This window comes from Corynebacterium sp. ACRPE (assembly GCF_022347435.1).
Classification (GTDB): domain Bacteria; phylum Actinomycetota; class Actinomycetes; order Mycobacteriales; family Mycobacteriaceae; genus Corynebacterium; species Corynebacterium tuberculostearicum_D.
Genome location: NZ_JAKRNA010000014.1, coordinates 1 through 12704 on the forward strand (window position 1 = coordinate 1; position 12704 = coordinate 12704).

The window sequence follows — 12704 nt, forward strand, 5'->3', positions numbered from 1 at the left end:
GCCAACCAAGGCAACTAAGCCACGACGATCCGATTCAGACAACGAATGAAACGGGCCAATAATCTCAGACACAACAACACCCTCCTAAGGGAAAGTGTTGCAACGACCCTCTGAACTCAAGTTTGCGTCTGACATAGCAAAAGCCCGGTTCTACGGTCGAAGTGACCGAGGGAACCGGGCTTTGAGTAATGCTGTGCGTTATGCGCCAGGACGCTTGCCGTGATTAGCGGACTTCTTGCGGCGATCCTTGCGCTTGCGACCACGCTTGCTCATTGCGCACTCCTTCGTTGAGGGTATCTGAACTTTATTCAACTGTAGCGGCTAAGGGCGCCGAAACGAAAATTGGGGGCTGCTTATTAAGCAGAAACGCGGGCGCGGCCACGGCCGCGGTTGCGGCGACGCTTGAGGGCGCGGCGCTCCTCTTCAGACAGGCCGCCCCAGACGCCGGCGTCCAGGCCGGACTCCAGTGCCCACTTCAGGCAGGAAGTGGCAACGGGGCAACGGTTGCAGACCAGCTTGGCCTTAGCGATTTGGGTAAGTGCAGGACCAGAATTGCCTACTGGGAAGAACAGCTCGGGGTCTTCGTCGCGGCAAACAGCTTCGTGGCGCCAATCCATGATTGATATCTCCTAACAAAAATTCGACAGCAGTAAGCACAAGTGCTTTTCATGAGAAATGAAAAGCAACCAATGCCAGGGTGGGTGGTTGTGTGAACTGGTCTGCGTGCAGTGGGGCCCGGTCTCGAGGTCGGGCCAGCGTCGCCGCCGCCAATGGTTCACATTGTGGTTACTTGAAGTTTCCTTCAAGTTAAGAAGAGGTTTACGTCCTCTTTCTTTTTGCTACCCCAGAATCATGACATGTTTACTCAGACTCCGCTAGGGGTAGAGGCGAAATTGTGGTCAACCTCACGTGAATGAAACTAGTGTGGGGGTCATTTAGGTCGACGTATGAGTTGAAAGAAGCCTGTGAGAAACGCGCTGAACTGGTGCATTGTCCAAAAAACATTGAGTGCGGTGACTGAAGAAGCGTCAAATCTACCCGGCTAACCCCTGCCCCCGCGAAACCTGAGTGGCGCACAAGGAAATGGCCTCGACCGGTGAGTAGACTGTGGGTTTGTGTCTAAGCAGAAGAAAAAGCAGGTAAACAAAAAGCAAAATGTTTCCTCCGCGCAGCCGGCGCGTGAGGAGAAGGCCCAGCAGGGCGCGCCACAGCCGGTCCTCGTGGCCGCAGCGCTCGCCGTGGTTCAGTCCATCACCGTCATCTGCTTCGGTATCTTCCTGATTGTGCGCGAGGTGACCGGCGCAGAAAATGGTTCCATGGTGTCGGACTCGGGCTCCGGAAGCTTTGTGGGGCTGGGCACCGCGTTATTTATCTTTATCGTCTTTGGCTTTGTCATCGTCGGTGCTTGGGCCATGGTCAAAGGAAAGCGCTGGGGTAGGGGAGCCATTATCCTGGTCGAGCTCATCTTGGCAGCGAGCTCCTTCCAGATGTTTAGCGGCGGATCGCCGCTACTTGGTGCGGTGACCTTGGCGAGCGCCGCAGTAGTCATCTTCTTGCTGATGTTCGTCCGCGCTTCCACCGAGTGGGCGGCAGCTAACTTCTAAATTCGCTGCCACACACAAGGGCCGCGCCCCGGGAAAACCGGAATGCGCGGCCCTTCGCGTGTTGCAGGGGTATTAATCGGCGCTTAGGCCCACGACCTGATCGCCGCGGGTTTCCACGATGGTGTCGCCCGCCAGGGTGAGGTAGACGGGGCCGTGGTAGCTGCCGCGATCAACCGGGATGGTTCGCAGTGTCTTAGCGGTGGACCAATCCATGACTGCAATGCCTTCTTGGGTAGGTACCAACATGTGCTCGTCGACGGCGATGGGGGTGCCGATGGCATCTTCTACCACGTGATCCACTGCGAGGTCGCTCGGCTTAAAGAGATAAAGGCGGGAGCCATCAAACCAGGTCATATGGTGCGGCAGATCCGCGGTTGCCGGGGCGAACGGGGAGGCGCCGGCGTCAATGTCTGGAGAGGGCTCTGCCGAAGTAGAGTCCAGCTTTTCGCCCTTATTGTCATAGGACTCGATCGTGGGATTCGGTCCTGGGCGGTAGACGGCGGCGGCCTTTTGCCCCACGGCGATAAGCCGGGCGCCGTCGGTGGCTATGTCCACATCGGCAGCGATATCGGGCTCACGGGAATCATCAGGGGTGGTGTCTTGGAAGCGCAACCAGGTGGCGCCCGGTTTATCGGGGCAGGACTCGGTCAGTGCCAAATTCTCGGTACGGGTAAGCGCGGAGCTAATGGTGCAGTCTTCATGCGGTTGCTTGTCCGGCTCCTGCTTTGCTTCCACGTCACCGTATTCCACGGTGCGCACCATATCGGAACGCCACAGATCGATCCGGTCGGTGGAGACCGTTCCTACCCGGTCATTGGAGGAAACGGGTACTACCTCTTCCGAGTTGACGGCGCTGCGGGTGCTGTCATACTCGCCAGTTGCGGCCTCAATTGCCACGGTATCCCCGCAGCCCACGCCGGTTTTATACGACGCCACGATTTTGCCCCACGCAGTAGACAGCGAGCACAGATCCGCGTCTGTGCGCTCATAAGTCCACGCCTCGGAGCCGTCCGGGTTGGTGGCGGTGAGAGTGTGAGCGGCGTGCGTGATGGTCAGGCCGTGCGCCGAAACCGCCCGGTATTGGCCGGGTACTGGTTCATTGGGGAGGTTGAAGGACTCGTGGAGGGCCTCGGGGACGTCGGCAAGCGCGGGTGCATCCTTATCCCCAGGAACGGCCGCTTGGCTGAGATGCGCCTGGTTAATATTGGCGGTAATAGCCGCCCCGCCGACCGCGATGGCGCAGACCACGGCAATAATGCCGGTAGCCCTCCAATCGGGGGGCGTCGAGCGCAAAATGGGAGCTTTAGTCATCGGCGGCCTCCTCGCCGGCGCCGGGAGCTGCCGCGGCGCGCGGTGGTACGGGTGGGGGATTTCTCGCGGACAGGAACCTGGCCCACGACCTTGGTCTCAGGGCCGACAGTCTCTTCTATATCCGCGGGGATGTCTAGAGCCTGGGCCAGCTCTGGGGACGTGGAGAACCACTGCGGCGGATTCGGCTCACCCAAATCCAGCTCATCATTAATAACCTGCCATTTGCCCAGCTCATCGTAGCCCACCAAGGTGATAGCGGTGCCCGTATGGCCGGCGCGACCCGTGCGGCCGATGCGATGGACAAAGGTCATCGGATCATCCGGAACCTGATAGTTGATGACGTGGGTGACATCATCAACGTCGATGCCACGGGCGGCAATATCGGTAGCGACCAAGATGTCCACCTGGCCGGTGCGGAAGGCATGCAGCGACTTCTCGCGCGACTTTTGCCCTAGATCGCCGTGGACGGCGCCCACGTGGAAGCCGCGCCGGGCCAGGTCATCGGCCAATTGGGCGGCCGCGCGCTTGGTGCGAGCGAAGATGATGGTGCGCCCGCGGCCGGCGGCCTGCAGGGCGTGGGCGACGACGGCAACCTTATCCATGCGGTGGGCCTGGAAGGTGACCTTGCGAGTGGAGGAATGGGTGAAATCCTGCTCGCCGGATTCGGCGCGGATATGGATGGGTTTTTCCATAAACCGGCGGGCGAGCGTCAAAATTGCGCCCGGCATCGTGGCGGAAAAGAGTATGGTTTGGTGGGCATTGCCATCGAGTGCCGTGAGGATAGCCTCCACCGAGGGTAAAAAGCCCAGATCCAGCATCTCGTCGGCCTCATCGAGAACCAAGATAGCCACGCGATCTAGCTGCAGTTCGCCGCGTTCGTGCAGATCGATCAATCGGCCAGGCGTGCCAATGATGACATCGACGCCCTTGTTGAGCTTTTTGATCTGCTCCTCGTAGGGACGGCCGCCGTAAATGGAGGCTAAGCGCACGGGCAGGTGGGCGGCAGCCACCTGCAGGTCCTCGGTGACCTGTTGGGTAAGCTCACGGGTGGGGACCACCACGAGGGCGCGCGGGGTGCCATCGAGCTCGTCGATATCGGCGTCATCAAAAACGCGGTCCAAAAGCGGCACGCCAAAGCCATAGGTCTTGCCCATGCCGGTGCGCGCTTGGCCTATCAAGTCCTGGCCGGATAGCGCGATGGGCAGGGTTAATTCCTGGATTGCAAAAGTACGCGTGATGCCACGAGTGGCGAGACCATCGCAGATTTCGGCCGCAACGCCGAGTTCCGCGAAGCTCGGTGGCTGGGATTTTATGTCAGACACACCTTGATAGTAGCCGGGATGGTTATAGTGGGGCCATTGACAATAAAACTCTAGTTAGAGGAGGAATCTTCATGGATATCAAGTTTGGCTTCGCAGATACCGCTCGCGAGCTGGTCATTAGTGCTGCAGGTGACCAAGCCGAGCTGACGCAGAAGATCAACAGTGCCCTGGCGGATAACTCCACCCTGGAATTGGAAGATGACAAGGGCCGCAAATACCTCGTGCGCACTGACCGCGTGGTCTACGTCGAGGTCGGCATTGCAAAGAAGCACGCCGTGGGATTCGCCGGCGCCTAAGGCGAGCGCATAGGGCTGCTGATTCAGCTTTTTTAAATACCAACGGGTAACCTAAGGCCCCATGGAAAAAAGGGAGACTCGCCACGCTCACCGGAGCCAGGGCCATGCGCCGGACCACCCCAATGCGGTGGTCCGGTTTGCGCGTCAATATGGCTGGTGGCGCGTGGTGGCTATCCCCCTCATGATCGCGCTGACCATTTGGTTCATCGTCGATATCGCCACCGCCTCTTCCTCTGAAGAAAAGGCGGAAGGCACTATCGAGGCTGCCCCAACGAGTACGGAGAAGATGGGCCCTGATCCTGCCGATGCTGCAGCGGTGAAGCGGGAAATCAGCGAGATGCCGCCCGGTGGCTCCTATACCAAGCAGGGCAAGGGCACCTTCCACGAGGTAGGCGAGCCTGGCGCCGTTGCGGGTAAGGCCGGCGAGCAAAAGGTGCGCTATTCCATCGAGGTAGAAGATGGCCTTAACACCGCACCGTATGGAGGCGATGAGTCTTTTGCCGCCATGGTGGAGGCCACCTTGTCTGACCCGCGCGGCTGGACCGCGCAGAAGGACTTTGAGTTCGAGCACGTGGCCGCTGATGCGGAACCGGATACCCGCATCCAGCTGACTTCGCTCGGCACCGCCGCAGAGCGTTGTGGCGAGAAGATTGAAACGGAAACCTCCTGCCACACCACCATTACGGGCGAGTCCACCACCATTATCAACGAGGCCCGCTGGGTGCGCGGCGCCACGCCTTTTGAAGGCGATTTGGGCAATTATCGCCAGTACGTCATCAACCATGAGTTGGGTCATGCCATTGGCTATGCGGCCCACCAGCCGTGTGGCGGCCAAGGCAAGCTAGCGCCGGTCATGATGCAACAGACCTTGGACCTTAACAACAAAGAATTGCACGATCGCAAGCCCAGCGAGGTCTATCCTGATGAGGATGTGACCTGCTCACCAAACCCGTGGCCTTATCCGAATCCGGATAATAAGGATCCCCACCAACCCGAATAGGAGTTAAGGATGCCGCTTCCCCCAGAGCATGTTTTAAGCGCCTTCCACGCGGAAACCGGTGCCATTGGTACCCGCCGCGCGCCGGGCGATCAATTGGGCCCGGTGTGGGATAACGGCATCAAGGTGGGCGACGTGGTCTATTCCCAGGCCGGTCCGTTTGCCGCTTGGTCCGCTAAGGTGCGCGAGCGCCTCAGCGTGCAGGGGGCCCGCGTTTCCCGGCCGGTACTGTCTAGCGATGGTCGGCACACGGCCGCAGGGTGGAAGGCTACCCAGTTTATTCCGGGCCATGTTCGCGGGCGCATTGATGAAACCGCACAGATGGCGTTGCGCTTGGATACGGCTCTGGCCGAGGTGCCCATTCCCAACGGGCAGCGCAGCGATGCCTTCGCTCGCGCCGAGCGCGCCGCCTGGGAGGAAACGGGCGAGGCTTATCGCCCAGCCCTGCTTGCCGACGTCCCCCTTATCCCCGCCCACACCGCTCTTCTCACCACCACGGTTTACCACGGCGCTAACCCGCCGGGCATTGTGGACATTGTGCCGAGTGAATCCCCGCGCCCAGCCGGCTGGACGGCCGCTTTGGTTATTGTGGATGGGCTCATTGGCCAAGCGGTCGATGATGGGATCTGTCAGCGTTTTAGTCATGTACCCGGTATGCCGGAATTGCTGTTGCGCGCTGTGTCGTATCGCCGTCATGTCAATGACCTGCACTCCGCGTCACGTTCAAACGCGCGTTCGCACATTGAGCGGGTGGAGCAGCATCTGGTGTCGCGGGCATCTGCCATACTGGAGCGGTGAGTTACGACCCCCATTCCACCGCGCGTGCGGGAGTGGTCCTTCCACCGTCCCCGCAGGTGCGCCTCGTTCCCCGTACCCAGTCCGCCACGACCCGCAGTTGGCCTGTTGACCTGCCCGAATCCGGTGCCTGGAAGGTAACCGGTGCCGCCGGGACCGGTGTGTCCAGCTTCCTTATCGATACCGTCATTCATGCCTTGGATAAAGCCCGGCAGACCGGCGCGGATCCCTCCGGCATCCTGGTTATCGCTCCCTCGAAGGAATCCGGCGCCCGGCTGCGCCGCGAGCTCTCTGAGCGGCTCGAGGATTACGCCGCACAGACCTCCATGGTGCGTTCCGTACACTCCCTAGCATTCGCGTTGCTGCGCACAGCGGCCGAGGAGGAGCTGCGCCTTATTACCGGTGCGGAGCAGGACGCCGTCATCCGCGAGCTGCTCACGGGCCAAGCAGAAGACGGGCATGGCTCGTGGCCCGCGGAGATGCGGCCCGCGCTGGAATATGTGGGCTTCGCCCGGCAGCTGCGCGATTTCCTTTTGCGCTCCATTGAACGCGGCCTGGGCCCGGGCGACCTAGAGCGCCTCGGTGCCGAGCACGGCCGCCCCATGTGGTCCGCGGCGGGTGAATTCCTGCGCGAGTACGAACGCGTGCAGCTCCTTTCCCGCGCCCATTCCTATTCCGCTGCGGAATTGGTTACCGCGGTTCTTCAGCGCCCCCAGCTTCTGCGCGAGCACCCCTTCCACACCATTATTGTCGACGATGCGCAATTGCTTGACCCCACTGCGGGCAAGCTCATCCGCGAAATGGCCCCGCAGGCGGATCTCGTGGTGGTAGGCGGCGATGCCGATCAATCCGTCTTTGCCTTCCGCGGTGCTAGCTCGCGTTTCCTGCGGGACTTCCCGGCTGAACACGACATCGAGCTCACCGAGCCTCACCGCACACCCTCTCCGGCGTGCATCTCCATTGTGGATTCGGACGGCAGTCTGCGTGACGTCGTAGCCAATACCGTGCGGCGCCGTCACTTAGAAGACGGCGTGCCCTGGCGCGATATCGCCGTCATCGTTCGTTCAACCGGTGATATCGGGCAGATGCGCCGCACCCTTTTGGCCGCCGGCGTGCCCGTGCACATTAGCCCTACCGACGTCGTCTTAGCCGAACAGCGTTTGGTTTCCGCCGTGCTGCTCGCCCTGCGTGCCTTGGAGGAAGACCTATCAAACTCGGAGTTGGAAGAATTACTCACCGGCCCCGTGGGTGGCGCCGATCCCGTCACCCTGCGCCGCCTTATCCGCGGTCTGCGCCGCTGGGATTCCACCACCCGGGGCATCGATAGCCTTCGCGGTCTTCTTTATGGCGAGCTTCCAGATTTTAATGGGCAACTCACTGAGCGCGAATACTCCATTCTGGAGCGTGTACGCGCGGTTCTAAGCGCCGGCCGGGACGCACTCGCCTCCGGGGCCTCGGTGGAGGAGGTCCTCTGGGCTGTGTGGAGCGCAACCGAACTCGATAACCGCCTGCAGGCTTCGGCGCTGCGCGGTGGTGCGACCGGCTCGCAGGCTGACCGCGACTTGGATGCAATGATGGCGCTTTTTGACGCCGCAGGCGACTACGTCGAGCGCCGCCCTGATTCCTCGCTGCGCGCCTTCCTGACGCATATCACCGAACAGGAACTTCCCACCGGTGTGCGTGACCGCCGCACCGCTATTCCGCAGGCAGTAGAGATCCTGACTGCGCACGGCGCCGTGGGCCGCGAATGGGATACCGTCATCGTGGCCGGCGCACAGGAAGGAAGCTGGCCTTCGCTAGGGGAGACCGGCTCCATCTTTGGTCAAGAAGATCTCATCGATCTCCTCGACCACGATATTGATCCCGATACCCCCGTCAGCCACGTTGCCTCCCGTTTGGCAGAGGAGCGTCGCCTCTTCCATGTCGCTACCACGCGTCACCGACAGCGCCTGCTCATTGCCGCTGTGGAAAACCCGGAAGGTGATACGGTCTCTGAGCCTTCGCGCTTCATTAGCGAATTCGCTGGCCGTGGTGTGAACGTGCCTGGCCAGGCTGCGCGTCGGCAAGCAAAGCAGGCGCTGCGCCGCACCCAACTCCCGCGCGAACTGGGCCTCGATGTGCCCGAACCCGCACCCGTGTCATTGCGCGATGGGCTCGAGGTAGATCCCCTCGATGTGGCGGTGCTGTCGGTGCCGGCCTTTGTCGCACAATTGCGCCGCGTAGTTACCAATCCGGAATCCGGTGAGGTTGAGCGCAAACAAGCAGCGCGCCAGCTCGCTCGGCTAGCGGCAGCCGATATCCCTGGCGCCCACCCGGAGCAGTGGTGGTCTGCGCGCTCCGTTGCAGCTGAACTGCCGCTGCATACCAGCGGCAGTTTGTCACCCTCCCGGGTGGAAGCATTACTCAACTGCCCGCTCAAGGCCGTGCTAGGAAATGTGGCCGAGGACCCAAGTACCGAGGAGCACCTGCTCCGCGGTACTTTGGCGCACGCCTTCTTTGAAGCCGTTGGCCGCGGAATGGATGCGGAAAAGGCCAAGCTATTGGTGATGGAGGCTTTCGAGCGCATTCAGGATGTACCGCAGTGGCAATTGCGTTTCAAGCTCGATGAGTTTTCCACCCTGTTGGACCGCGCCCGGGAATGGGCGCGCCAATCCGAGGTCAATCAAGAGCTTGCCGGTGTGGAAATCCCCGTAGGTGTACGCGTCAGCGAGGAGGTGCGCATCGGCGGCTATATGGACCGCCTGCTTCGCGATGGAGAGGGAAATTACTTGGTGGTGGACCTCAAGACGGGTAGAAGCATGCCGGCTAAGAAAGAGGGCGAGGACCATGTGCAGCTGATGACCTATCAGCTCGCGCTTGCCCATGGCGCATTTGACGGCCACCAGGTTCACGACGGCGAAGGCATGCCGCGCCAGGGCGGTGTGCTGGTGTATCCGGGTGCGACCACCAAAAAGATTGGTGAGATTTGGCAAAGCGATAAATCGCCGGAAGCCCTGGAAGAATTCGCCGCACTTCTGCCCCCGCTGGTGCAGGAGATGCGCGGCCCGCGCATCACTGCGCGCACCAATAAAGACTGCGATAAGTGCCCAATTCGCTCCATCTGCCCCGTGCAGGAAGAAGGAAGGATGACCACCGATGCCTAAGAGCAATTTCTCCCCAGAGCAGATCGCTGCAGCCTTGGGCAAGGACTTTCCGCCTACCGAGGAACAAGCCCACGTCATCGAAGGCCCATTTAGCCCCAAACTCGTGGTTGCCGGCGCTGGTGCCGGCAAGACAGAAACTATGGCCTCGCGCGTGGTGTACCTGGTGGCCAATGGCTATGTGCGCCCGGAGCAGGTTCTCGGCCTGACCTTCACCCGTAAGGCGGCGCAACAGCTGGAGCAACGTATCCGCCGGCAGCTGATTAAATTGCGCGATTCCGGCCTCATCCCACCAGGCGGTGAGGTGACAGAAGCGCTAGAAAACATTGCGCCGAAGGTAGCTACCTATGACTCCTATGCGGGAGAACTCGTTCGCGAATACGGGCTCTTGGTTCCGGTGGAGCCCACCGCACGCATCATCACCGAGGCCGAGCGTTATTCCTTGGCCTACGATGTGGTGCGCAATTACACCGGCCAGCTGGAAGACGATCGCGCCCTAGCCACGATTACCGAGACCCTGCTGAAATTCAGCCAAGATATCGATAATGGGCTGAAAGGCACCGAACACATAGCGCAGCACGCCCGAGACTTCCGCGCGGATATCGATAACCTGGAAAAGACCCCAAAAAATGGACCTGAGTACAGCAATGACCTATTAAAATACCTAGCCACGCAGGACCGTCGCGTGCAGTACGTGCCGCTGCTGGAGGCCCTCCACAAGGAACAAACTGAGCGACAAGTCATCACCTTTGGCGAGCAGATGGCCGTCGCTGCCCGCGTAGCGCGCGACCATCCTGTGGTGGGCAAGCAACAATCCCAGCGCTATAAGGTCGTCATGCTAGACGAGTACCAAGACACCTCCTATGCCCAGCGTGTGCTGCTGCGCAGCCTCTTTGGTGGCGAGCAAGAAGGACTATCCGTTACCGCTGTGGGTGATCCCATGCAGGCCATCTACGGGTGGCGTGGTGCGACCTCTGAAAACCTCACTGCCTTCGTGGAGGACTTCCCGGTCGCGCCGGGCACACCCGCTCCGAAGGACCAGTTGACCACCTCTTGGCGCAACCCCTCTGGCGCGCTGGATTTGGCAAACTTAGTGGCTGAGGGGGTATTCGAGGGAGGTGAACGCCCCGTAGATGCGCTCTCAGCCGCACCGCACAAGGGCGAAGGTGAGATTCAGCTGGCTTACTTTGACAGCGAAGCTCGCGAGCGCGAATTCGTAGCCGAACATCTTAGGAAACAGTGGGAAAAGCGTGAAGGCGATATCTTCAGCGCAGCGGTTCTGGTGCGGAAGAACAAACAATCCGCAGCAATTGCGGCGGCTTTAGATAAAGCGGGCGTACCCAATGAAATCATCGGGCTGGGCGGCCTTTTGTGGCAGCCAGAAATCCAGGACCTCGTGGCTATTGCCACCATGCTCGTGCGTCCAGAAGATCTTCCTGCGGCGGTGCGGGTGCTGGCGGGCCCCATTTGTGGCCTGGGCATAAGCGATATTCAAGCCCTCGCTTCCCGTCAGCGCAACCTGGCCGGTGCGAGGGAAGAGCGCTTGCGCTGGGAGCCGAGAATGGACCCGGAAGACTATCTGCGTGCGCAGTTAGAAGAGGTCACCGCTGAGGAACCGGATCGGCGTGTGGGTTTGGCCGATGCTTTGGCGGATTTAGGTGAGCGGAACCGCTATACCCCGGAGGGCCTTGCCCGCATGGAAGAAGTATCCGCCAAGCTGCGCCACCTGCGCACCTATTCGCTTTCCAAACCGCTGGTGGATATCTTCGCCGATATTGAAGCATTGTTTAATATCCGCACCGAGGTCCTTGCCCGAGGTAGCGCAGGTGGTGCTACGCACTTGGACAAATTTGCCGATATTGTTGCTAGCTTCCATGGTGATTCCCTCTTTGCGCTCCTGGACTATTTCGCGCTAGCGCTAGAAAAGGAAGACGGTCTGGAACTCGGTGAGGTTCCTGCCGCTACCGACCGCGTGCAAATTATGACCGTGCATAAGGCAAAAGGCCTGGAATGGGAGCATGTGTGCGTAGTGCATGCAGATTCTTCGAGCTATAAAGCGCAAGCCGATACCTTCCTAAGAAGCGTGGATAAAGTCCCAGGCGATGATGACTACATCGAGCTGCCAGAAGATGCGGTGAAACGGTCGGATTTCAATAAGGCCTGCAAGGCCTTCGAAGCAGAGGATCGGGCTATTAAGGCTGAAGAATCGGCGCGCCTTTTCTACGTGGCTTTGACACGCACCGAATCCACCCTGACGGTGACAGGGTCGGGAACCAACAGGGTAGCTAATAGTTCGAAGAAGCGCCCTTATGAGTATTTGGAGCGCCTGAAAGAGCGATTCCCGCCGTACGTGGTGGAGTGGTCCGTCCCCGACGAGCCGTCCGAGGATGATCATGGGGAGAGCGCACAGTTCCCAGCGCTGCAGGCCAGCCCAGAAGCAGTTGCCGGTGCGGACCTAGTCCTTGCAGCAATGGAGGAACTGCCAGATTTGAGCCGGGGTGAAACCTTTGAGTTATGGGAGCAGGAAGCTGGCGCTCTCATTGAGGAGCACAAGGCCCTGCAACAGCCGGTGGTAGACGTTGAGCTACCCAGCGAGCTGACCGCCTCTGACATGGTTGCGCTGCGGGCAGACCCGCTTCAGTTTGCCCGCAGGCAGCGCCGCCCCGTGCCGTTTAAGCCGAATTCCTATGCCAAGCGCGGTACCGCCTTCCACGCGTGGTTGGAGGGCCGCTTCGGCAGCCCGGCGCTATTGGGCGAGGAAGAACTTCCGGGAATCGATGAACCGGAGGACTTCGATTTGGAAGAGCTTAAGCAGGCCTTCCTGAACTCCGAGTGGGCCGAGCGCCAGCCGGAGCACGTGGAGGCGCCTTTTGAAATCACTATTGGTGAGTCCGTGGTGCGCGGGCGCATGGATGCGGTATTCCGCTTGGAGGATGGCACCTGGATGGTGGTGGACTGGAAGACCGGCCGCCCACCCCAGGGAGAAGCCATGGATGCTGCCAAGATACAGCTAGCGGTGTATGCAGAGGCCTGGCGCCGCATCCACGGCGGGGAAAAGATTCGTGCCGCATTTTATTATGTGCACGATGGCTTTACCTTCGAGCCTGCCCGCCTTCCGCGTGGGGAAGAGCTGAAGAAACTCCTTGAATCGTCAGTTGAGCACCACAAGGGCTAAGGTATGTGGGCGGTTGCGTAAGCGCGCAATCTCTTGGGCAATCATTCGAGACCAGAAAAGAAGG

General features: G+C 60.4%; 9 protein-coding genes. 6 read left to right on the forward strand and 3 right to left on the reverse strand.

Going from position 1 to position 12704, the window contains the following annotated elements:
• Positions 1 to 356 precede the first annotated feature (356 nt).
• Complete coding sequence (locus tag MHY13_RS07880) at positions 357 to 617, reverse strand: WhiB family transcriptional regulator (RefSeq protein ID WP_204609890.1); 261 nt, start codon at positions 615 to 617, stop codon at positions 357 to 359.
• A 498-nt stretch (positions 618 to 1115) separates the two neighbouring features.
• Between MHY13_RS07880 and MHY13_RS07885 the strand changes: the two genes are divergently transcribed.
• Positions 1116 to 1604, forward strand: a complete 489-nt coding sequence (locus MHY13_RS07885; protein ID WP_239282717.1) for a hypothetical protein — start codon at positions 1116 to 1118, stop codon at positions 1602 to 1604.
• 72 nt (positions 1605 to 1676) lie between these two features.
• On the opposite strand, the gene MHY13_RS07890 is transcribed toward MHY13_RS07885, so the two are convergent.
• Both MHY13_RS07890 and MHY13_RS07895 read right to left on the reverse strand, forming a co-directional pair.
• Positions 1677 to 2915, reverse strand: a complete 1239-nt coding sequence (locus MHY13_RS07890; RefSeq protein ID WP_239282719.1) for a hypothetical protein — start codon at positions 2913 to 2915, stop codon at positions 1677 to 1679.
• On the reverse strand, positions 2912 to 4237 hold the full coding sequence (locus MHY13_RS07895) for a DEAD/DEAH box helicase (protein ID WP_239282721.1): 1326 nt from the start codon (positions 4235 to 4237) through the stop codon (positions 2912 to 2914). The genes MHY13_RS07890 and MHY13_RS07895 overlap by 4 nt, the downstream gene beginning before the upstream one ends.
• A 71-nt stretch (positions 4238 to 4308) precedes the next feature.
• On the opposite strand from MHY13_RS07895, the gene MHY13_RS07900 reads away from it, so the two are divergent.
• The 5 genes from MHY13_RS07900 to MHY13_RS07920 all read left to right on the forward strand — a co-directional run bounded on the left by MHY13_RS07900 (position 4309) and on the right by MHY13_RS07920 (position 12640).
• Positions 4309 to 4533, forward strand: coding sequence for a DUF3107 domain-containing protein (locus MHY13_RS07900; protein ID WP_005322370.1), 225 nt, complete (start codon positions 4309 to 4311; stop codon positions 4531 to 4533).
• 61 nt (positions 4534 to 4594) lie between these two features.
• Positions 4595 to 5533 carry a DUF3152 domain-containing protein gene (locus MHY13_RS07905; protein ID WP_239282723.1) on the forward strand — a complete coding sequence of 313 codons (939 nt, stop codon included), beginning with the start codon at positions 4595 to 4597 and terminating at the stop codon, positions 5531 to 5533.
• A 9-nt stretch (positions 5534 to 5542) separates the two neighbouring features.
• A complete protein-coding gene (locus MHY13_RS07910) occupies positions 5543 to 6328 on the forward strand; it encodes a hypothetical protein (RefSeq protein ID WP_239282725.1) in 786 nt (261 codons plus the stop codon).
• 32 nt (positions 6329 to 6360) lie between these two features.
• On the forward strand, positions 6361 to 9468 hold the full coding sequence (locus MHY13_RS07915) for an ATP-dependent DNA helicase (protein WP_239282797.1): 3108 nt from the start codon (positions 6361 to 6363) through the stop codon (positions 9466 to 9468).
• Positions 9461 to 12640, forward strand: a complete 3180-nt coding sequence (locus MHY13_RS07920) for an ATP-dependent helicase (protein WP_239282727.1) — start codon at positions 9461 to 9463, stop codon at positions 12638 to 12640. Before MHY13_RS07915 ends, MHY13_RS07920 begins: the two co-directional genes overlap by 8 nt.
• Positions 12641 to 12704: the final 64 nt, after the last annotated feature.